Raw genomic sequence first — 21,945 nt, 5'->3', positions numbered from 1 at the left:
TCACCTACCTACAAATACTGCCGTGATCCCGGCCAGCAGCAACACAAACAGCGCCAGGTCGATCAAAGCAGGATGAAACGTGGCTCGGTAAAAACCCGCGCGCAGCAAAACTTTTCGCAGCACAACCAGGCTGCCCCAGGCCAAAATCGCCGAGACCAGAAAGCTCGGCAGAAAAACGCCATACACATCTACCATTGCGTTCATCATGCGTGTCCCTCCAGGCTGACCGGGGTTTGATCATTTGCCCCAGCAAAGGTCAGGGTGACCGGGCGAAAATTTTTGCCAAAATCCGGTTCGTCATCTCGGGCAAGAACCCGGCGCATGGCAACAAGCGTTACCACCAGCCGCCGTTTGACATGCGGAGCAATGCCGCCCCCCTGCCTGACCGATTTTGCCTTGCCCTGGGACACACTGCCTTCCGACCGCGATGCCGACTGGACGGCAACTGGCAACACCTGCCCCGGCGAGCAGGATATCTGATGCGGAAAAACATCTGCCGTCACCCGCATCAATATCTCGTCAAGCAGTTCCAAAAGTTCGGCATCGGGGGCACGGTCATAGTCACGGGTGCGCAAATCGAAATGCGTACTCATAACCACCAGGAAACGATCCAGCCGGCTGCGAATATCATCCGGCAGCATCCGGCGCACCCGGCGCAGGTCCAGAAGATTGGCCGCAATCGAGACTTCGGGCATGGCGCGCATCAACCTGGTCCCATGCACCGGAGCCTGGGCCAGCCTTGGCAAGATCAACCCCTGCCGGTCCAGCAAACGGCGCAAAACGGCCATGCGAGGCATTGTCCAGTCGTGCCGGGCAAGGCTGGAAAGATCCCGCCAATTTGCCTCCAACATGCGGCGAATGCTGTGGTCGGGCGAAATGGAACGCACCATCGATGTCACCACGGCGGCCACAATAAAACCCGTAATCATTGCCACCGACGCATCAATCGAACTGGCGAAATTACCGCTATATCGTGTCGAGATATTGAGCAGCATCACCGTATTGACCGCCATTGGCAGCGCAAAAACGAAGGTTTTTGGCGAGGGGATCAGCACCCCGATCCACAACAGATAAGGCGCGAATACCGCTGCCAACAGCGGAAACCCGTCAATCGAGGGCAAAACGGCATAGCCATAAAACAGCGTCACAACGATGGAAAACAGCGTATAGGTAATAAAACCCTTTTGCGCCGGCACCGGATCATCCAAAAAAGACAGAATACTGGTGGCAACGGCGGCCATCATGGCGGCCTGGGCCCCATTGGGCCAACCGGTTTCAACCCAGATCAGGCACACGATCAATGTTGCGATCACCGCCGCCAAGGCAGAGCGAAAGGCCAGACCATGATCGACATGCAGCGCGGGTTTGTCACCCCGGTCGCGCCAGCGATCCACCACCATCCGGGGCGGATTGCCCTCGCGGATACCGGCCCAAAGCAGTTGGCAATCATCGTAAAACCCGATCAACCGATGCAAACGCGCACATAAATTGATCACCAGCAAATCATGCCAGTTGCGGTTCACCTCATACTGCCGGGAAACGGCGGTAATGTCGCGATGCAAGGCATCAATGCAGGTTCGATCAAACGGATTAGCCGACACATCCTGCATCCAGGCATCGACCTTGCGCAGCAAAGCCGATACATCTTGTGGCATGCCCTGCCCTGTGGCGTGCAGGGCATTGATGCGATCATGCAGGCTGTACAGCGACGGCACCAGCGCGGCCATTGCATTTTGCAGCGCCTGTAAAGGGCGCGTCATGCCATTAAGCGCCGAACGCTCATAGCCAACATGCACCGCCAGACCATGAATTTCACCAATATCGGCCAGGATACGGCTGCGGTCATGGTGCAGTTTTTCATCATCCGGTGCCCCGGCAAAGCTAAGGCTGGCAAGGTCGCGCACATCCTTCAGGGCGCGATCAATCCGGGCTGCCAGCACCGGCCCCAAATGACGCGGAAAAAAGACATGACTGACAATGGTCGCACACAGAATGCCCAGGGTAATTTCCTGCACACGCGCCACGGCAACATCAAAAATCGATCCCGGGTCCGTCACACAGGGAAAACCGATAATCGCCGCCGTATAGCCTGCCAGCATGAAAAGATAGCTGCGCGGCGTGCGGTCCAGGCGGGATAAATACAGGCACAACCCCACCCAGCCCGCTATCATCAGCGACAGCAAAACCGGCGCATCGACCATATTGGGAATAAGGGCCACGGCAAACACACCCCCAATAATGGTACCCACCACACGATACACCGCCTTTGAGGCCAAAACCCCGGTCAGGGGATTAGCGACGATATAAACCGTTGCCATGGCCCAAACCGGACGGTCGAGGTCAAAGGTCAGCGCGATAAACAGAGCCAGCATCGCCGCCACAAATGTTTTGGCGGAAAACAGCCAGTCATCCAGCCCCGGTCGGGACGCGAGAATATTTTTTAACATCAGCCCCCCTTATCGTGGCGTGGTTGTGGAATTCTTTTCTTCGCGACAGGTCAGCTTTGCCAAAAGCTGCTTTAAAACCGTCAGCGTCGTTTCCAGATCATCATCCTCAATGTCGGTCGTAATCGTGTCACGCACCTGAGCGAGAATCTGTTCAATCTGAACAGCCTTGGCCGCCCCTTGCGGGGTGAGGGATACCATCTTGGCGCGTCGGTCCGCCGGATCAGCCACCCTCTTGACCATCGCATCGGCTTCCAGCGCATCCATAACCCGGACAAGCGACGGGCCTTCCACGCCAATTTCGTCAGCAATGGCGCCCTGGCGCACGGTTCCGCCCCGACGATGGAGCACAATCAGGGGCAAGGCGGTTGTTTGCGACAGACCATGTTTCTGCAGGGCATGATCAATCTCGCGGCGCCATTTGCGCGCGACATTGATCAGGGCACTGCCAATGGTCAGATGTTCGGAAAAGCGGTCAAAATCTTTCATGGCAAAAAGTTAGCATTGAATTAGTTTGAATCCTATCTATTTTGATTCCAATCAGGCATGAGCTGATTGCATGGCAAAATAAATGATTTAAAACCAGACACTTATACAGAACCCGCACTGACCCGGCGATCAATTCAGCCCTAAATTCACGCAACAGGCGCTTCCTCCGGCATAGTGCACATGGCGGCAACCGGATCAGACCCAACATATGAACAGGGAAATATTTACGGGAACGGATTGCCAAACAAGCCCGGCAAAAGCTGCTGGGTGAAGGGCGAAACCTCGTTTAGCGGGCGGCCATTGGTCAGAAAGACAACACCGGTCTTCTGGTCGGGGAACCACGACATTTCCGCGCTATAGCCAAAATAGGTGCCATCATGGCCCCAAACCGGCCCCCAATCGCTTTCACCGACCATCACGCCATAGCCATAAGACCCATTCCCGGCAAACCGTGTGTCGGTTGTCATGCGTTCAATCGCCTTGGGGCCCAGAAGGGCACCATCGGCAAACAGGCCACGCAGAAAAGCCAGCATATCATGCGCAGTGGAAACCACCCCGCCATCGGCAAGATGGTCGCCCACATCATAATCCGTCACATCTTCAAGATTGCCGTCACCATCGCCATCGTCATAGCCGCGCGCAATGGCGCGGTCGCGCGGGAAACTGCCAAAGCTGGTGGCATCCATGTCCAGCGGGGTAAAAATGCGTTTTTCAAACACATCCTCAATCGGGGCCTGGGTGATCTGCTCGATGATATAGCCCTGCAAAATGTAATTGCTGTTGGAATTGGCATAGGCGCTGCCGGGCGAAAAAACCGCATCGCGATCGGCAATCAGGGGCAGCAGTTCGGCATTGCGCCAGCCATGTTGCGGTTCTCGCCCGACCAATTCAAAAAAGAAATCCCCGTCCAGATAATCGGGAATGCCCGAACTGTTATGCAGCAAATCGGTAATGGTGGCGGTTTTGGCATTAGCAATTGACTGGGCATATTCAGGCGGCAGCCAGCGCGCCGGATGGTCCGATAATTTAAGCCGCTGTTCGGAGGCCAGTTGCAAAATCACCACCGAGGTCATCATTTTTGTCAGCGACCCAATATAAAATCGCTCTGATCCGCGCATTTTGCGGTTGGGTTTGGCACTGGAAAGGCCCGCTGCGGCAAACCGGCTGCTGCCATCGGCATAGGAAATGCCCACCACCGCCCCGGGCAACCCAGCCTGCTGAACATAGGCCTGCAAAAAGGTTTGCAACGGATCGGACGGCGATGTTTGGCTTTGGGCCTGAACAGGTAAAAACTGCCCGCACAAAAGCCAAAACCCGACTGCCAGAAACAGGGTTGTCATAACACCCGGCTTCCACCTCACGTCCCTGTGGCATGCACGCTTAAGCACTGTATCTGTCCCCCGACTGATCCATCAGCCCCATCACTATGGACAGCATTTGCCCGCAATCAAAGGAAAACACAACGACAATCCATTATTATCGTAAAGGAATGCAACCAGCGGGGGATTTATTTGGAACCCAAACCCTTGATCTCGGCAATGCGCCGTTCAATCGCAGCCTGCAGGTCCGCTGTTTTGACAAAAACCGCGACCTCGCCGGTGTCATCAATCGCCGGTTCGATAACGCATTGCACCGGCCCCACAGACACACCATAGGCATTCATGACGATTTCACGCTGATCGGGGTCGCCCCCCTCGCGCTGGGTTTGCGCCAAAATGCACTTTCGCACGGCTTCCGCCTTTTCCAGCGACTGCTGAATATCAAGCACCAGCAATGCTGTAATACGGGCATGTCCCCCATCATTTGCTTTGCGCCCCGGCCAATCGGGCACAGTAACGCAAGGACCACCCAGTGATTCCCCCATCATCACCTCCTGTCACGGCAAAAAACATCAGAACAACATAATACTGGAATAATGCAAAAAACAGGACAAACTCTAGCAAAAACACGCAAAAAATACGCGACACGACAACCATTTACACATGACGTCGTTGGAAAGTTCAAAGGATGCAGAGACTTTTTGATTCGAGATTATGAGATTGCGATTTCCCGTCACCTGGGGTTGAATAAATTTCTACCCTACGATGAAGTACTATAAGGTTTGAGCGGAATGAGCGATTTTTGCGCCTGGATTGGAAACTGTCAGCTCCATGATCGGACCGGTCCGCCAACGGCCTACATCTGTCAGACCGCGATTTGGGCTGATAGCGAAAAAACATTTCACTATTTACTGGAACAGGAACTTTCGGCCCGCGATTTGACCATTATCTGGCTGGAAGAGGTTTTACCGGCAACGCAATATCTTGCCCGCCATGCCGATCAGCAGCAAAAAATTGGCCCGCTTGCCCGTGCGGTTCACGCTGGCAAACCGGTGGAAATCAGCCCGTTGACGCAAAAGAAAACGGGGGAAGCAACCGATACGCCTGCTTCCACTGCATCCTTCCTGCATGTCAGCCAGATTGAAAACATCACGCCACTGGATATGCAGTTGGGCGTGCATCCGCAAAAAACGGTACCTGATACGCTATTCCCGATACTGTTTGGCAAGGTTGTGACGCCAGATGATAGCGGTGGTGATGACAAAAGCATCGATCCCGCGCATGAAGATATACCCAACACCTTTGCGATCCTGAATGCGGCCAAGCTGCCCTATCACTTAACCACACTGCTGGAGGTATCGGGCCTTCGCTATCAATCGCTGTTTCAGGGCGACACCCAGGACGAACTGGGCGAACACGCGCCCTATCTGGTCGAACTTAAGGCCGATAACGGCTTTACCAAAACCCTGTTTACCGGACCCGATGGCATTAACGGGTTGTGGGACAGGGAACTGGGCATTTACTTGCGATCCCGCACCGGGTTTGATGACATTCGCAAACATTTTCGAAAATTCACCCGGCTGCGGGACGGGAATAATAAATGGTTTTATTTCGCCTTCTGGGAAGGTGAAACCATCCCCGCACTGGCGCAATATTTTAACGATCAGGATGGCCGCCCTTGCAGCCTCTTTTACCCCGGCGGGCGAGAGGCGACCTTTATCAGCAGCAAAAACAAACAGACCGTCACTATCACACGCAGCATTCCGGCCGCAAAAGGTGCGGAATTTGCCAACCTTGCCATCAGCCCGGCGGTGATGGAATGTCTGTCTCAGATGCGCCAGAACAAAAAAATATCGCGAATGGCAGAAGAACTGTTTGACTTGAAGAAAGATGCGGCCCACACGGAATTTAGTGCGTTTGCAGACGAAACCCGCCAGTTTTGCGAAATCGCCATTCGCGATTATCGCATTACAACGTCCAAATATTTAAAGGCGTTATGCCTGTGGAAACTGGTGATGGGCACCGAACTTGCACCCTTTGATGGCGTTTTACGATCCGGGCACAGCGAGGCGGAGAAAATCGGGCAGATCGCAGCACGGCTGAAAAAGGAAATGGCTGCAGAAACAAAAGGCTAATTCAGGGTTTGTTGGGGTAGATATCGCGTTCAAAATCCCACTCGACCATGTTGGACGAGAAAAAGCTGCCGCCGGAATTATGCACATATTTCGCACAAATTGGCAGGGCTGCCGCGCCGGTCACGCTGCGCCCGGTCGTTAACGCCGAGGTTAACCCCCGCAGGTCGGCAGGCACATCCACACCAGACAGTTCATTGATATCCAGAAACGGCACACCGGCGCTCTTGGCACGATTATACATTGCATGCAGGGGCGCATTGCCAATGCCGGGCTGAACCTTGCGGATATGGGTTACCACCCGTCGTTCGGGCATCCTGCCATAGCGGGGAAATTCCTGCACATGTTCCTCGGCATGGTCAAACCAGCCACGATTAACCAGTGTTGGCGCAAGTGGGCCTTTATATGTTTCCTCAACCATCGTGGTCGGCACGGCACCCCCCACATCCCCATGACAGCCGGGCATTTCAACCTCGGTCGCCTGGCTGGGCAAGGCACTACTTAACGGAAAGAACTGGCGATATTCATCTCCCGCCGTGATGTGAAAAACCGTATCTGCGGTATTGGCGCGGACATTAAGGTCAACGGTGCTTTCACTTGGAACCAGCAGACATAGCGGATTCAGGTTTAGCGGAAGCTTACAATAAGCTTGTGCGATTTCCGTTCCGACCGATGCCTCAGTGTGATTTCCCGGTATCCCAAAGGACCCGACGGTGTCGAACAATCCCAAGAATCGGATTTTGGCCCTGGGCACACGCCCTTCTGCAATCAGATTGGCAAAAACACGCGCCGTCGCCGCACCGCGCGAAAAACCAAACACATCAATCGTTAATGAGCGTAGCGACTCAACGCCTTGATATTTTTTCAAAATCTTCTGGATATCGAGATTAAAAACCTCTGCCAGTTTCTTCTGTATTCCGGTTTGCCCGAAACCAGTCGCACCAGCCAAATTGTTGTCCGGCGCACCGGTTTGGGTGCCAATGCCGCTTTTATATATCCGCTCAAATGCCTGATCTATGGAACCACAAGGCGCTCGGGTGTTGTTATCAAAGCTTGCATAAATCTCATGCAGTTTTGCAACGTTACTCGGATAGTTATTATAACTTCCTCCGGTATGATCGGTTTGCCCGCTCCGAAATTGCTCTACATTGCCAACATTATTGAAGGTGCCGTCAAAAAAGACACCGACGGTCAACGCCACAGCCGGACATTTTTGAACAGACGCGGCGACGGAAGAATTAGCAGAGGCACTCTCGTCACCAAGGATATCATCACTCAATCTCATTAAATTGTCGGAGAATTCATTCATCTGAGTGTCTCCCGTTAATTATGTCGACGGTTTACAGGCACCATCAGGAACAGGGTCGTTAAGCCGCTCCTTTACACGTTCAAGCAACTGCCCCTTTTTCGGGCCGGAGCCATAAGCAAGGCCGTGTTTTTCAGCCAGCGCATCGCCAAGAACCGTACCAGGTTGGGCAAGATCGGGTTCAGGCTCTCCACATCCCTGAAAAATCAGCATCGGACCATCGGCATCAGAACTATAAACTGAAAATTCGCCATGCTGTCCGAACCGGAAATAATGAAACAACCGCTGTTCTGGCGACGAACCTTTCGGGAAATCTTCCGGAGCGACCGAAAAAGCAATCCTATAGGCCTGTTTCGTCTTCCATTCGACCCATGAGAATTGCCAATCCACGGTATATTCGGGTTGGTCAGTAAGCCCAGGCAACACCACACCACTATAAACACTGCCCGTCGAAGGGGGCATATTCTGCGCGCCCGAAATCGCCGCTGACGGAGAATAAAGGCGAGTTCCATTTGCCTGCATCTCATAAATTATCGGCCAACCCGGATAGGCTGCTGGTTCGTCATAGCTAATTATGACCGGCTCGGGCTGGCGAGACCTGTACCACGCTTCATAGCCAGCAAATACAAAGATCGCCACTAGAACAACGCCAGAAACAAGCTTTATGGCATAGTTCATAAACAACCTCCATCCGGAACAGGATCGTTTACATGTTTGGCAATCCGCTCAATCAACGCGCCCTTTTTCGGGCCGGAGCCATAAACCAGACCCAGTTTGTCAGCAAGGGCTTCTGCCAAAACAGAACCCGGCTGTTCCAGTGCAGATGTGCGAGGGGTGCAGCCCTGATAGAGGACAACAAAATCATCCTTGCCTAGCGCCCGCGACAAACCGCCTTTGGGCAGTTTTTTTGCAAATGCCAAAACCGTCAGCTCACCATTTTTTCCAATGCGAATGAAATGATGAAAATTATCGGCACCATCGTTCGTGCCCTGTGATGCAACAGTCCCATTGCCCTGATCTGCTTGGGCATCACCATTGGTCGCGGCCTCAACCGCCGGGAAATCATGGGCTGAGATACGGAATTTTGCCTGATATGCATGGCCTGTATGCCATTCTATCCAGGAAATATTCCAGTCTATGGTGCCATCTGTCGCGTTTTTTATGCCAGGCAAGATGATGCCGCCAATAATGCCACCACCATCCGGTGGCAGGTCGTCCGCGCCGTAGGTAGCCGTTCCGGGCGAAAACAGCTTTTCGCCATTGGCCTGCAATTGATACATGACCGGCCAGCCACGATAGGCCGAAGGTTCTGTATAGCTGATATTGACGGGTTTTGACTGATCGTCTTGCGCCAAAAGTTCCCTGCTACCGAACAAGATAGCGGCAACGAGCGCAACTCCAAATATCAGCTCACCATACCTCATACATGTCCTCTGCCTGATTACGAGCTTTATACAACCCCTAAAAGCATACCAACCATATTTGCGACTTTGATTTGAAAGATATTCCATTATTAGTGGTGCAAAATAAATGGCACAATTATGACCATGGCCCATTTTTAGAGGTTCTCATACGAACAAACGACCTTCAGAAGCAAATTAATGACAGATGATCAAAACACGATCACCAAAATGCCGTTCACTTTTCGTCCATCAAAGGAAACGCCGTATTAAGGCGGCCATTATGGGGGGCAAAGGCAATGGTGAAACGCGATGACGGGTCTTTGCCAACACAATATTGATGTGCCTTCGCAGTCTCCGCGCCGTTACTGTCACCTTGCCCATCCGGTCGATTTAGCCCGCATTGGGTCCAGCCCGGTGCACCTGCGGGACACGAAGGAAGAGCATGACGGCTGGCATACAGAATGGAGGCAATGATCTGGTCCCGGCTGCAATCATCGGGAAACAGGGTGGAGAATTTGGACGCATTGGCCGGTCGCGCATCACCATCACGGTCCATATTCCAATAAACCGTGGCTTCATAAATGCCATTGGCATTTTCCGAGCCCGCCTCCACCACGACCCTGGCAATGGTTGCCGGATTACGCCCCTGCGGGCGGGCATGAAAACCGGTGAAGCGGTTTTTGCGGTTTATCTCGCCACAAAAAATATGCTCAAGGTTAATGGGAATCGCTTCAGTGCCATGCCCCTGACCGGGACAAACAACGGGCTGCGGCAAAACCTCGCCCGACTGTGCGGCCAATGTACCAGATAAACAAACCGCTGCGATAACCAGAAAACCCCGCACCGCGCGGCGCAACATTAATCGATCAAACATGCCACGGATTACCCTGTTTAAGGTGCCAAAAGCATATGAAACCTCTTTAACCACAACCTAAAGCTGGGAAAATTCCAGCCCGATCCGCAATGCCAGCACGCTGGCAGGTTCAAAGCGCATCGGCTCCCCGCCCAGTTTGCCGCCATGCCACTGCGCCTTGGTCAGCACAAACGCGCCCAATGGCAAATCATGGCTGGTTTTGAAATTAACCAGGGCGCGGACTTCCTTGGGTTTGCGAATGGCATCATCGCGCCACAGGCAATGATAGGCAAATAACGGCGTGCCACTGCGCCGGTCCAAAAACACAAACGGCACTTCATAATGGCCCCAACGGGCATAAAACAGGCTTTCCATCCCGGTGCTGGACGCCAGAAATTGCGTTTGAATCGCGGTTTCCACCAGCCGTGTCACGGTATCTTCGCCTTCGGCGCGCCCGCCAATCAACCCGCTGCGCAAACCGGGATGAATCAGATGTACCTTGAAGGCCACAGCGCGCTGAAACGGTTTGGCATCCTGGTCCACCCGTTCAAGGCGGCGCACCAGCCAGGCACTTTCCAGATATTCCAGATAGCGGCGCAGGGTATTTTTGGCGAGGTCCAGCTCGCGCGCCAGCGTTTCAATCGAAAATTCGGCCCCGGTATTATAGGCCAGCAACACAAACAGGCGATGCAGGTCTGACGGGCTGGAAATGCCATGCAGCCCGGGAAGGTCGGAATGAAGCGACCGATGGATGGCCCCGGCCTCGCCATCGCGGTCATGAAAACCGCCTTCATTGATGTAATCTTCAAACAGGGCGTTCAGCTCGATCAGGCCAGGTGGCACATCTGTTGTAAAACGGGTGGCATTGGGGGATTCCGGTAAAACATCCGCTGGTTTGATGCCGCGCTGTTCCAGATATTCGGCAAAACTGAAGGGTGGCAGGAAAAGCGTTGTCAAATGAGACCGGTTGTCCGCCGCGGGTGCCAGCGCGCTAACCGCCACCACCCGCACCATCGGGTCGGCCTTGAGCAAACGGGCAATCTGGCTTTCCCAATCACGTTGATAGGAAACCTCGTCGATAAACAGCCATAGGGGATGATCAGCCGAAATACCGCGCGATGCCCGCAACAGGCGCGGCAGGCGGGAAATATCAAGTTCCAGAAACAGCGGGTGTTCCAGCGACACATAACAAACATGGCGGCGCGGCGTCTCGCCATCGAGCAGTTGCGACACCGCCTGGCGCAGCATCACGGTTTTGCCCACCCCGCGCGGCCCGGTCAGCAATACCGCCTTGCTGCCATCGCCCCGCTCAATGGCATTCCAGAACCGTTTGAAAAAGGCCCGGACCGGCAGATTATGCACCATTTCATCGGTGATACCTTCCCACCAGGGATTATCAAGCATCAGGCGACGCAGAAAATCCGGTTCGCCGGGATGTTCAACCAAAGCCGCCATAAACCGCCCCCACAGTTTGCCGATCACCCTATTGCGCAGGCGAAATAACGCCAGCAACAACATCCAAATTAGGATTAGTCATAAACCTTATTCGATGATTTTTTAAGAAATACTTGATTACGGGCGAGTCTTTTTGCTTTCAGAGACAAAAACAACAAACCCCGGACAAGGTGCCCAGGGTTTGCAAGCGGCGTTAAACCAGTCCCGCTTTTTTAATCTGATTTGGTTTCAGCTTTTAAGTTTTCTACCGAAGGCAGGATTACGCAGCACGATGGGCCGCGAGAAACTCAAGAATCAGGGACGTAACCTCATCAGGTTTGTCTTCCAGCGAAAAATGCGCGGCATCCTCAACAAGGGTCAATCCCGATCCCGGAATATCCTTCTGCAATCGCTCCGCCCAATCCGGCGTTTGCCAGATATCCTGCGCGCCCCAAATCAGTTTGACCGGGAATTTCCCCAGTTCCCCCAACCGATCCGCCGCTTTCAGGGTATGGACCGGATCATAATGACGGATTTGATGCTGAAACAGGCTGACCTGCCCAATCGGCCCGGAAATATAATCAAGATAGGTTTCCAGGGCTGTGTGCTCAAACCTTTCCTGATCCACCACGGCGGAACGCAGCCAGTCGCGAAAATGAGTCCGATGTTCCGCATCCGGTTTCTTCGCCAGAATATCCAACCCCGCCTCCATCTGCTGGCGCGTGCGTGGTGACGGATAACTGTCATAGCTGACCACATCAATCAGCGTGATGGTCCGAACACGGTGCGGGCAAAAAACCCCCAATTGCTGGGCAATCGCGCCACCAAAATCGTGGCCGACAATATGGGCATGCTCAAGCCCCCAATGATCCATCAACCCGTTCACAATCGGCAGCTGTCCGCTGATCGAGGTATCAATATCCGGGTCCCACGGCCGTTCCGAAAGGCCATATCCCAGCAAGTCAAACAGGTGCACCTTATATCCGGCATCCACCAGGGCCTGGATACTGTGACGCCATATCAGAGACGAGGATGGCGTTCCATGCAACAGGATCACCGGCACCCCGTCGCCATAGACCCCGTGTGCAATGCGCGTATTGTTGATCAAAACATGGTCGGTTGCGACCGGCTTCATCAGGACCTCCTTGGTCAGTCATTCAAGTGATGACAAGGAGGATGTCTCAGACTTTGACATGACACAAATGAATAGATATCATTTTTTAATCTTCATTTGTCATATGAGACTCATGCCCATGACCCGCCTTGATATCGGAAGCCTCGAAGCGATTTGCGCCATTGCCGATCACGGCGGGATCACACGCGCGGCCAGCCATCTTGCCCTGTCGCAATCGGCGATTTCGCACAAAGTCAAACGTCTTGAAGACGGGCTGGGTTACGGCATTTTGGATCGCCGTGCCGGGGGATCAAAATTTACACCCGAGGGCGAACAGTTGCTTACCTACGGGCGTCGCATTCTTGCCATTCACGAAGAAGCCCTAAGCAATCTTGCCCGCAAACCGCTAAAGGGCCGCATTCGCCTTGGCATGACAGAGGATATGGCAAATAATGGCCTGCCCGAAATCCTTGGCCGTTTCAAACGACACTATCCCGACATAGCCGTTACCACCACCACCGCGCAAAGCCTGCATATCGAACAGCAACTTGATCGCAGGGAAATCGATATCGGGGTAATGGACATTTTTGAACATCAAAAACGTCCATCCGACGCGCAGTTACGCCACACACCACTTCATTGGGTCAAGGCACCGGATTACCCGCTTGACCTGGCAAAGCCGGTACCGTTTCTCGCCTTTGCCCCGGATTGTTTTTATCATCACTGGGCCATGCAAAGCGGCCTGCCCGATGGTTGCCGCCTTGAAACCATCCTGACCTGTGCCAGCAGCAATGCCATCATTTCGGCGGTCTCCGCCCAGCTTGGCATTGCATTGGTCGGCGAACATTGCCTGACCAACAACATTGCAATCATCACCGACATTTTCCCGCAGCCCCCATCCGTCGCCACGATCATTCGCACATCGCGCAATGCCCACAATGCCGCCGTCCGCGCACTCAAGGACAGTATTACTTCGACCTTCTCAACCAGGAGGGCTTCTGCCCTGCCCACGGCCTGATCCCATACCGCACAAAAAACCAAAGCCGGACCGACATGCGGCCCGGCTTCAGGAATGACAGCGATTTACATTGCAGGGCAATGGGGATGGGGGGGGAACCAAAATCGCTGCCAGTCTCGCTCGTATCTACAGGTATTCAGGCTTTCGGTCCGGCGGGCTTATTACCTTCACCATCATCGGTGCTGCCCTCAGTATCCTTCTTCATTTTTTCCAGCTCGGAAGCGACCCGGTAATCACCCGAGGCAACGTAGCCTTCCATGTTTCCGGTACGGCGCTCCAGATCATCAAACCGTTCGCGCAGATCTTCCATCCAGGGTTCTTCGTAATCAACGCCAAAGGTCGGGCTTTCAGCCTGTTCCGGGGTGGCCTCGCGCGGGTTTGTATTTCTATCGGTGCCTGCTGCCCCAGTGGTGCGACCACGTCGCCCCAGGAACGAAAACCATTCCGGGTGATGGATATAGGACCACGCGGCGATAAACAGAAACACACCAACCGGGAAACTGAAAATCAGCGTCAAGATCCAGGCAATCATTACGCCTTTGCGCGGAATGCCGAACTTCTCGGAAATACCGGCAATCGTGCTTTTGAACGGCCCGGCGCGGTGCGGGCCATGACGATGACCACAGCCACCCTGGCCTCGGTTCTGGCCACGATTTTGCCCCCGGCGAAAGCCACATCCGCCACCCTCGCGGTGATTGTGACGCCTGTTATAGTACCGTGCACCGGCAGCAGCTTGCTCGGCAGTCATATCCTGTTCCTCCATTCGGCAACCTCTGCATCCAGAAGACTTTCCAGTGTCGCGACGCGGCTTTCAAGACGCTCGGCCCGCTGTTTAAGACGGGCCAGGGCCTGTCTGTGTTCCTGGCTTTCTGCCGGTGGGACGCTCTGGCGTTCGGCTTTCATACGCTTCCAAACGGTAATGTAATGAAAAACCACCCAGACCGGCCCGACAATGCAGATAAACACAATCAGTGGAACGGCAATAGCCCACATAAACGTCCCTTACCCCTGTTAAGGTTTGATCACGCCACCTTTGGCCATGACCGCCAACCGCAAACACCGGCGTGCCTGCACACTGAATTAGTTGTCTTTATTGACCCGCTCTTTCAATGCTTTCAGGTCATCTTCAATGCCAAGTTCGGCCTCAAGGTCGCCAAACTCTTCATCCAAGGTTTTCGCCCGGCCCAGATCATAGGAATCCGCACTGGCTTCAAGTTCGTCAATCCGGCGTTCCATCGCCTCATAACGCAGCAGGGCATCATCGATCTGGCTGTTATGCAGCTTTTCACGCATCTTAACGCGCTTCTCTGCCGTTTTCATCCGAATTTCCACCGCACGCTGTTTGCCCTTGGCTTCATTCAGCTTGCTGTTGAGCTTGTTCAAGTCCTCGTCAAACTTACCCAGCGTTTCCTCGATCACTTCAAGTTCACGCTCCAGCACCACGGCCTGATCGGCCAGACGGCGACGCGCCATCAATGCGCCTTTGGCAAGGTCGTCGCGGCCCTTGGAAACAGCGAATTCCGCCTTTTCTTCCCATTCATTCTGGCCATCACGCAGCTTTTTCAGCTTGCGTTCAACTTCCTTTTTATCGGCAATCGCCTTAACAGCACTTGATCGAACTTCGACCAGGGTATCTTCCATTTCCTGAATCATCAGGCGGACCATTTTCTCCGGGTCTTCGGCACGATCCAGAAGCGAATTGATATTGGCATTAACGATATCGGACAAACGCGAGAACACGCCCATTGCTCGATCTCCTGTTGGGGGATGTAAACTCTTCTGCCCCTTTCATTGCAGGTGGCATGCCAGTTTTATGTTTTATTAAAAATCAAATACTTAACAAAAACCAGCTTCTGGCGTTTAATATTTATCGCGACTTTTATGGCGTTTTTCGATAACGTTTTTCGCGAAATGGACATATCACAAACCATATTGGGCGAAGACCCCCGTTTTTTGGCCGCCCTGGAGCATGTTTCGCGCCTGGCGCCCATCCATCGCCCCTGCCTGGTGATCGGCGAACGCGGATCGGGCAAGGAACTGATTGCGGCCCGCCTGCATTATCTTTCCACCCGCTGGGGTGGACCGCTGGTCAAGGTCAATTGCGCCGCCCTTAGCGAAACCCTGCTCGATACCGAGCTTTTCGGCCATGAAGCCGGGGCCTTTACCGGCGCGCAAAAACGCCATGTTGGCCGGTTTGAACGCGCACATGGCGGCACCATTATCCTCGATGAAATCGCCACCGCCAGCCAGATGGTGCAGGAAAAACTCCTGCGCGTGGTTGAATATGGCGAGATCGAACGGGTGGGCGGCAGCGAGGTGATCGAGGTCGATGTGCGTGTCATTGGTGTCACCAATGAAAACCTCAAACAGCTTGCTGCACAGGGGAAATTCCGCGCCGACCTTCTGGACCGCCTGGCCTTTGATGTGATCGCCGTGCCACCCCTGCGCGAACGACCCGACGATATCGTACCCCTGGCCGAACAATTCGCCCTGGAAATGACCAAACGTTTATCGCGAAAGGTCTTTTCTGGCTTTGATAATCAGGCCATTAAACAATTGCAAAATTACGACTGGCCAGGAAATGTGCGCGAATTGCGCAACGCGGTTGAACGCAGCCTTTACTTAAGCGAAGACCCCGACGGCCCGGTTTCGCACATTGTACTGGACCCGTTTGCCGGGGTTTGGAGCGAAACGCAAAAAAGCACGAATACAACAACAGACAGCCCGAACCAGCCCACACCACCACACATGTCCTCTGCTAAAGATGGCAGCCTTGATTTTCGCGAAGCCACCCGGGACTATGAAATAGCCCTTCTCAAACACGCCTTGCAGGCCAATCATAACAACCAGACCGAAGCGGCAAATTTCCTGAAACTGAATTATCATCAGCTTCGCCGTCTTTTGGAAAAATACGACCTGCTGCCATCGCGATAGGGATAGATGCCCATGTATCAGCCCCGCACCCCCGGCTACACCAAAAAGGACCCAGTCAAACGCTGGAACCTGCCCGACCGGGTGTTTTTTGCCTGCGGGGCCTGTCATATTCTGGCCCATGCCTTTTTGGCCCGGTTTGATGCCAACGGGGATCGTGGCTATTCTCCGCTTTGGTTCAAACCGGCGGCAGGATTTACCGGAAATCATATTGTCATTGCCGGATATGACTGGATTTTTGACTATCATGGCTACAGCCCGCGCGATGCCTATTTGCGCCACACCTGGCACCGGGCGAGGCAACGCTGGCCTGGATGGCACGCCGATTTGGTCACGTTGCCGCGCGGCGTTTTACTATCGGAAGAAAAATCCCGCGAAATTGACGGCCTGTGGCTGCGCGGCCCCGACCAGTTCCTGCATAAGGCCCTGCCCCGTGCCAACCGCTTTTTAACCCGCTTTGGCCCGCCCCCTGCCTAACTGTCCCAAAACAAACCCCATTACGTTACGGCATTTCCTGTATTCCGGCATTGTCCGGCACAACCTTTACAGGTATAATTCTGTCTGGATTTTATGTTGATGAGGTATGTGTCCAATGCGCCAGTGATGCCGCCGTCGTTCTGACGGCCAGTCTCCACCCACCCCTGCCACAAGGGGGAGATCACGGCATCGTGGAAATACCGCATGACACATATCAGCCTTGCCATCACAGACGTCTCTTACGTTCTGCCCGATGGCCGACCTGTTTTTTCCAACCTGACCGAAACATTTGATCTGCGCGCAACCGGCCTGGTCGGGCGCAATGGCGTGGGCAAAACCCTGTTGGCACACATCATGGCCGGGTTGTTACAGCCAACATCGGGCCACTGCCAGTGTTCCGGTACAATCTATTATCTGGCCCAGCATGTCAGCCACCCGCCGGGTTCCAGCGTGGCCGACCTTGCCGGGATCAAACACAGGCTCGATGCTCTGGCACGCATTGAAGCAGGCAGTACAGCCACTAGCGATTTCGATGCCGTTGGCGACAACTGGGATATACAGCAACGCCTTGACGACGCGCTTGAGCACAATCACTTAAGCCACCTGCACGCAAACACCCCCAGCGCCATTCTAAGTGGCGGCGAAGCAATGCGGGTGTCGCTGATCGGGGCGACGCTATCGCAGGCGGATTTTCTAATTCTGGACGAACCCAGCAACCATCTTGATCGCGCCAGCCGCCTGGCCCTGATCAACCAGCTCAAACACTGGTCGCGCGGGCTGATTGTGATCAGCCATGACCGGGAATTGCTCGATACGATGGACCGCATCGTCGAACTGTCCACACAGGGATTGCACAGCTATGGTGGCAATTATGCCTTTTATGCCCGTGCTAAGGCCCATGAACAGAAAAGCGCCCGCCAAACCCTTCATGACCGCAAAATGGAACGCCAACGCCACGAACAAGTAGCGCAAAAACAGCGCGAACGGCAGGAAAGACGCCAGGCACGGGGCAAACGACAGGGCAAAGATGCCAATCAGGCCAAAGTGCTGCTCAACCGCCAAAAAGAGCGCAGCGAAATATCAACCGGCACGCTCCGCAAAAAGCAGGCTGCCAGCCAGGCAGAACTGAACCAGCGCGTCCATGATGCCGCCCAACAGGTTGCAGATGACACAAAGATTGCCCTGCACGCCATTCCCGTCACCCAACCGGCAAAACGGCGCGTGGTGGAACTCGATTTTGCTGAACTGCCCTATATTACCGGCCCCGCCCGCACCATCAGCCTGACCGTGGGCGGGCAACAGCGCATTGGCGTTGTCGGCGCAAATGGTTGCGGCAAATCCACCCTGCTGCGGATGCTGGCAGGCCAGCTAAAACCCCTGCACGGCACCTGCCATGTCCCTACAAAAACAGCCCATCTGGACCAAAGGCTGACCAGCCTTGATCCCGACAAAACAGTCCTGACCCAGTTACAGGAGGCCCATCCGGAAGCGGCCGAAGGAGATTTGCGAATGCGCCTGGCTCAACTGGATCTGGATGCCGCCAAAATCACGATCCCCAGCGGCAAACTCAGTGGGGGCGAACGCCTGAAAGCGGCCCTTGCCTGCATTCTTTACGCCGCTGTGCCACCACAGCTTTTGCTGCTTGATGAACCCGGCAATCATCTTGACCTGCCATCTTTGCAGGCGCTTGAAACCATGTTGCGCGCCTATCAGGGCACATTAATTGTGGTTTCACACGATGAAACCTTCCTGCGCAATCTTGACCTGACGGAACAATTATGCGCGACACAGCAAGGATGGAAACTGGTCCCGGTTTAAGCCGAACGCATGGCATGCAACGCCCGGCAAACACAGCCGCCGTATCAATCGGCCAGGGCGCGCGCAATCACCATGCGCTGGATGTCGGACGTACCTTCGTAAATCTGGCACACGCGGACATCACGGTAAATACGTTCGACCGGGAAGTCCTTAAGGTAGCCATAACCACCGTGGATCTGGATGGCTTTGGAGCACACTTCCTCCGCCACTTCGGAGGCAAATAGCTTTGCCATGCAGGCTTCGGTCAGGCAGGGGTTGCCATCATCGCGCAAGGCGGCGGCGCGATGGACCAAAAGACGCGCAGCATCAATTTTGGTCGCCATATCGGCCAGGCGAAAGGCAACGGCCTGATGTTCGATAATCTTTTTGCCAAAGGTTTCGCGTTCATTGGCGTAATCCCGCGCGGCATCAAAGGCGGCGCGCGCCATGCCCACCGATTGCGCGGCAATGCCAATGCGCCCGCCTTCCAAATTCGCCAGGGCAATTTTATAGCCCTGCCCTTCCTCACCCAGCATGTTTTCCGCCGGAACACGGCAATCAACAAAGGTGATCTGGCAGGTATCAGAGGCATTTTGCCCCAACTTGTCCTCCGTTCGGGAGACAACATAACCCGGTGTATCGGTGGGCACGATAAAGGCGGAAATGCCGCGCTTGCCCGCCGCCGGGTCGGTTACGGCAAAAACAATCGCCACATCGCCTTCACGACCGGATGTAATGAATTGCTTCGCCCCGTTCAAAACCCAGTCGCTGCCGTCACGCACGGCGCGGGTTTTAAGGGAACTGGCATCGGACCCGGCCTGGGGTTCGGTCAGGCAGAAAACCCCAATTTTCTCACCCTGCGCCATTGGCACCAGAAATTCCTGTTTCTGGGCCTCGGTGCCAAATTTCAGGATCGGCATGCAACCGACGGAATTATGGACCGACATAATGGTGGAGGTCGCCCCATCGCCTGCGGCAATTTCCTCGAGCGCCAGGGCATAGGCCACATGGTCCATGCCCGCCCCGCCATAGGTTTCGGGCACCAGCATGCCCATAAAACCCAGCTCGCCCAACCCGGCAATGGCTTCGGCGGGAAAGCTGTGATGAATGTCCCATTTGGCGGCGTGGGGTTTAAGCTCGTTTTCGGCAAATTCCCGCGCGGTATCGCGCACCATGATCTGATAATCTTCCAACCGCATGGCGGCCATCCTCCCGATTGAGCAATCGTGCCGGCCAAGAGATCAGAACAGGATCAACCCACAGATCAGGCCAGGCTTATTCTTCGCCCTGAACAAATTCATCCGTTGCGGCGTCATAACGCCACAAAATCCCTTCTTTCATGCCGAACCACCAGCCATGCAGGTTCAAATCTCCGGTGGCAACACGGTCCTGAATGTAGGGAAATGTCATCAGGTTTTGCAGCGAATTACGGACCGAATGACGCGATACCCTGTCTACATCCGGTCCGTGTTCCAGGCAGCATTTCGCCATGCTGACCCATTCGCCAATAAAATCGCGCTCCGGCACCTTGCCCGCTTCGCCATGCTCCACCAGGGCCTGAATACCGCCACAGGCCGAATGGCCGAGAATAACGATATCGCGAACCTTAAGGTCCCGCACCGCAAACTCGATGGCCGAGGACGTCCCGTGATAGTTTTCGTCAGGCTCGTAAGGTGGCACCAGATTGGCAACGTTACGAATGACAAACATCTCGCCGGGTTCGGCATTGGTCAAAATCGCCGGGTCCACACGAGAATCAGAGCACGCAATCAAAAGCACTTCGGGCCTCTGACCCATATTCATCAGGTCGGTCACGCGTTCAGGGCGCTGTTCGTAATACATCGCCTTGAAACTTTTGAAACCGGCCAGCATCCGCTCGACAGTGCTTTTCGCCATTACGCAATTTCTCTATTCTGAATTAATCTTGTAAGGCCCAAAATAAGGGCAATTTGCCTACTTGGGTACCCTCAAAAGACAGTTTCCAGAATTGCCCCCGCCTGACTAGATCAACTCCAGCGCCATTGCGGTTGCTTCCCCGCCGCCAATACATAGCGAGGCAACACCTTTGCGCCCGCCGCGCGCCTTAAGCGCATGGATCAATGTAACCAGCAACCGCGCACCCGTCGCACCAATCGGATGGCCCAGCGCACAGGCCCCGCCATTGACATTGACCTTGCCATGATCAAGGCCCAAATCGTGCATCGTCGCCATTGCCACCACGGCAAAGGCCTCGTTGATTTCCCATAAATCAACATCCTGCGCATCCCAGCCGGTTTTCGCCAGAACCTTGCGAATGGCATCAATCGGTGCTGTGGTAAACCAGCAGGGTTCCTGCGAATGGGTGGCATGGGCCCGCACACGCGCCAGCGGTTTAAGGCCGCGTTTTTCTGCCTCGCTTTCGCGCATCATCACCAAAGCCGCCGCCCCGTCCGAGATCGAGGCCGAATGCGCCGCCGTCACCGTGCCATCCTTGCGAAAGGCGGGCCGCAAAGTCGGAATCTTTTCCGGGCTGGCCTTGGGCGGTTGTTCGTCGGTATCAATCACCACATCGCCCTTGCGGGTTGAAACCGTTACCGGGGTAATTTCATCGGCAAACTGGCCGGATGTAATGGCCTCCTTTGCACGGGTCAGGGATGCAATGGCATAGTCATCCTGGGCCTCGCGGGTAAAACCATATTTATCGGCGGTACTTTCGGCAAAGGTGCCCATCGAACGGCCCTTTTCATAGGCATCTTCCAACCCATCCAGCGCCATATGGTCATAGACCTGCGAATGACCATATTTGTTGCCGCCGCGCATGTTGGGCAGCAGGAAGGGCGCATTGGTCATGCTTTCCATACCGCCCACCACCATTGCCGTGGCACTGCCCGCCAGCAACAAATCATGGGTCAGCATCGCCGCCTTCATGCCCGACCCGCACATTTTGTTAATCGTGGTGGCACCAGCAGCCCGGGGAATACCAGCATTCCACGCCGCCTGTCGGGCAGGAGCCTGCCCCTGGCCTGCAGGCAGCACATTGCCCATAATCACTTCATCAATATCATCGGCGGCAACCTTGCCGCGTTCCAGGGCGGCCTTGATGGCAACACCGCCCAGTTCGGTTGCCGTCAGGCTTGCAAAATCGCCCAGCAATCCCCCCATCGGGGTGCGCGCGCAGGAAACAATCACGATGGAATCAGTAGTCATCACTTAGCCCCTTTATCCGGAAAAATTACATATAAGGCGGAT

General features: G+C 54.6%; 22 protein-coding genes. 5 read left to right on the top strand and 17 right to left on the bottom strand.

Annotated features, from left to right (window positions below; genetic code table 11):
* The 5 genes from LF95_RS12130 to LF95_RS12110 form a co-directional block, all read right to left on the bottom strand.
* Entirely contained in the window at nt 1-207 is a 207-nt protein-coding gene (locus tag LF95_RS12130; protein ID WP_083607662.1) for a DUF1656 domain-containing protein, read from the bottom strand.
* A complete protein-coding gene (locus LF95_RS12125) occupies nt 204-2,447 on the bottom strand; it encodes an FUSC family protein (RefSeq protein WP_073955377.1) in 2,244 nt (747 codons plus the stop codon). Before LF95_RS12125 ends, LF95_RS12130 begins: the two co-directional genes overlap by 4 nt.
* A 9-nt stretch (nt 2,448-2,456) precedes the next feature.
* The gene (locus LF95_RS12120; RefSeq protein WP_073955376.1) at nt 2,457-2,933 is read right to left on the bottom strand and encodes a MarR family winged helix-turn-helix transcriptional regulator; all 477 of its coding nucleotides are present in this window, start codon (nt 2,931-2,933) and stop codon (nt 2,457-2,459) included.
* A gap of 224 nt (nt 2,934-3,157) precedes the next feature.
* Nucleotides 3,158-4,273: a serine hydrolase domain-containing protein gene (locus tag LF95_RS12115; protein WP_083607661.1), complete on the bottom strand. Its 1,116-nt coding sequence runs from the start codon at nt 4,271-4,273 to the stop codon at nt 3,158-3,160.
* A gap of 167 nt (nt 4,274-4,440) precedes the next feature.
* Nucleotides 4,441-4,800 carry a hypothetical protein gene (locus LF95_RS12110; RefSeq protein WP_143182026.1) on the bottom strand — a complete coding sequence of 120 codons (360 nt, stop codon included), beginning with the start codon at nt 4,798-4,800 and terminating at the stop codon, nt 4,441-4,443.
* A gap of 243 nt (nt 4,801-5,043) precedes the next feature.
* On the opposite strand from LF95_RS12110, the gene LF95_RS12105 reads away from it, so the two are divergent.
* A complete protein-coding gene (locus LF95_RS12105) occupies nt 5,044-6,387 on the top strand; it encodes a DUF4123 domain-containing protein (RefSeq protein ID WP_073955374.1) in 1,344 nt (447 codons plus the stop codon).
* 1 nt (nt 6,388) lies between these two features.
* Here LF95_RS12105 and LF95_RS12100 read toward each other — a convergent pair whose 3' ends face one another.
* From LF95_RS12100 to LF95_RS12075, 6 genes are all read right to left on the bottom strand, one after another.
* Entirely contained in the window at nt 6,389-7,669 is a 1,281-nt protein-coding gene (locus LF95_RS12100) for a T6SS phospholipase effector Tle1-like catalytic domain-containing protein (RefSeq protein WP_252509805.1), read from the bottom strand.
* A 42-nt stretch (nt 7,670-7,711) separates the two neighbouring features.
* Complete coding sequence (locus tag LF95_RS12095; RefSeq protein ID WP_073955372.1) at nt 7,712-8,368, bottom strand: hypothetical protein; 657 nt, start codon at nt 8,366-8,368, stop codon at nt 7,712-7,714.
* Nucleotides 8,365-9,246, bottom strand: coding sequence for a hypothetical protein (locus tag LF95_RS12090; protein ID WP_143182025.1), 882 nt, complete (start codon nt 9,244-9,246; stop codon nt 8,365-8,367). The genes LF95_RS12095 and LF95_RS12090 overlap by 4 nt, the downstream gene beginning before the upstream one ends.
* An 82-nt stretch (nt 9,247-9,328) precedes the next feature.
* The gene (locus LF95_RS12085; protein ID WP_073955370.1) at nt 9,329-9,967 is read right to left on the bottom strand and encodes an EndoU domain-containing protein; all 639 of its coding nucleotides are present in this window, start codon (nt 9,965-9,967) and stop codon (nt 9,329-9,331) included.
* Between the two features lie 57 nt (nt 9,968-10,024).
* Nucleotides 10,025-11,401: an ATP-binding protein gene (locus LF95_RS12080; RefSeq protein ID WP_073956228.1), complete on the bottom strand. Its 1,377-nt coding sequence runs from the start codon at nt 11,399-11,401 to the stop codon at nt 10,025-10,027.
* 259 nt (nt 11,402-11,660) lie between these two features.
* Nucleotides 11,661-12,515, bottom strand: a complete 855-nt coding sequence (locus tag LF95_RS12075; protein ID WP_073955369.1) for an alpha/beta fold hydrolase — start codon at nt 12,513-12,515, stop codon at nt 11,661-11,663.
* Nucleotides 12,516-12,633: 118 nt separating this feature from the next.
* On the opposite strand from LF95_RS12075, the gene LF95_RS12070 reads away from it, so the two are divergent.
* Nucleotides 12,634-13,512: a LysR family transcriptional regulator gene (locus LF95_RS12070; protein WP_073955368.1), complete on the top strand. Its 879-nt coding sequence runs from the start codon at nt 12,634-12,636 to the stop codon at nt 13,510-13,512.
* 136 nt (nt 13,513-13,648) lie between these two features.
* Here LF95_RS12070 and LF95_RS22800 read toward each other — a convergent pair whose 3' ends face one another.
* From LF95_RS22800 to pspA, 3 genes are all read right to left on the bottom strand, one after another.
* Nucleotides 13,649-14,260 carry a hypothetical protein gene (locus LF95_RS22800; protein WP_073955367.1) on the bottom strand — a complete coding sequence of 204 codons (612 nt, stop codon included), beginning with the start codon at nt 14,258-14,260 and terminating at the stop codon, nt 13,649-13,651.
* Nucleotides 14,257-14,505, bottom strand: a complete 249-nt coding sequence (pspB, locus tag LF95_RS12060) for an envelope stress response membrane protein PspB (RefSeq protein WP_073955366.1) — start codon at nt 14,503-14,505, stop codon at nt 14,257-14,259. Before pspB ends, LF95_RS22800 begins: the two co-directional genes overlap by 4 nt.
* Nucleotides 14,506-14,592: 87 nt before the next feature.
* The gene (gene pspA, locus LF95_RS12055) at nt 14,593-15,258 is read right to left on the bottom strand and encodes a phage shock protein PspA (protein WP_073955365.1); all 666 of its coding nucleotides are present in this window, start codon (nt 15,256-15,258) and stop codon (nt 14,593-14,595) included.
* A gap of 135 nt (nt 15,259-15,393) precedes the next feature.
* Here pspA and pspF point away from each other — a divergent pair, with 135 nt between their 5' ends.
* The 3 genes from pspF to LF95_RS12040 all read left to right on the top strand — a co-directional run bounded on the left by pspF (nt 15,394) and on the right by LF95_RS12040 (nt 18,738).
* Nucleotides 15,394-16,446, top strand: a complete 1,053-nt coding sequence (pspF, locus tag LF95_RS12050) for a phage shock protein operon transcriptional activator (RefSeq protein WP_083607659.1) — start codon at nt 15,394-15,396, stop codon at nt 16,444-16,446.
* 12 nt (nt 16,447-16,458) lie between these two features.
* Nucleotides 16,459-16,920 (top strand): hypothetical protein, encoded by a 462-nt coding sequence (locus LF95_RS12045; protein ID WP_073955364.1) that lies wholly within the window; start codon nt 16,459-16,461, stop codon nt 16,918-16,920.
* A gap of 204 nt (nt 16,921-17,124) precedes the next feature.
* Entirely contained in the window at nt 17,125-18,738 is a 1,614-nt protein-coding gene (locus LF95_RS12040; RefSeq protein ID WP_073955363.1) for an ABC-F family ATP-binding cassette domain-containing protein, read from the top strand.
* 44 nt (nt 18,739-18,782) lie between these two features.
* Here the strand turns inward: LF95_RS12040 and LF95_RS12035 are convergent, their stop codons facing one another.
* The 3 genes from LF95_RS12035 to LF95_RS12025 all read right to left on the bottom strand — a co-directional run bounded on the left by LF95_RS12035 (nt 18,783) and on the right by LF95_RS12025 (nt 21,903).
* Nucleotides 18,783-19,916, bottom strand: coding sequence for an acyl-CoA dehydrogenase (locus tag LF95_RS12035; protein ID WP_073956226.1), 1,134 nt, complete (start codon nt 19,914-19,916; stop codon nt 18,783-18,785).
* A 76-nt stretch (nt 19,917-19,992) separates the two neighbouring features.
* Nucleotides 19,993-20,613 (bottom strand): carbonic anhydrase, encoded by a 621-nt coding sequence (locus LF95_RS12030; RefSeq protein ID WP_073955362.1) that lies wholly within the window; start codon nt 20,611-20,613, stop codon nt 19,993-19,995.
* 105 nt (nt 20,614-20,718) lie between these two features.
* Entirely contained in the window at nt 20,719-21,903 is a 1,185-nt protein-coding gene (locus LF95_RS12025; RefSeq protein ID WP_073955361.1) for an acetyl-CoA C-acyltransferase, read from the bottom strand.
* Nucleotides 21,904-21,945: the final 42 nt, after the last annotated feature.

Source organism: Thalassospira sp. TSL5-1 (genome assembly GCF_001907695.1).
Lineage (GTDB): Bacteria > Pseudomonadota > Alphaproteobacteria > Rhodospirillales > Thalassospiraceae > Thalassospira.
The sequence above is the reverse complement of the archived record's forward strand: the minus strand, read 5'-3'. Positions and strand labels throughout refer to the sequence as shown.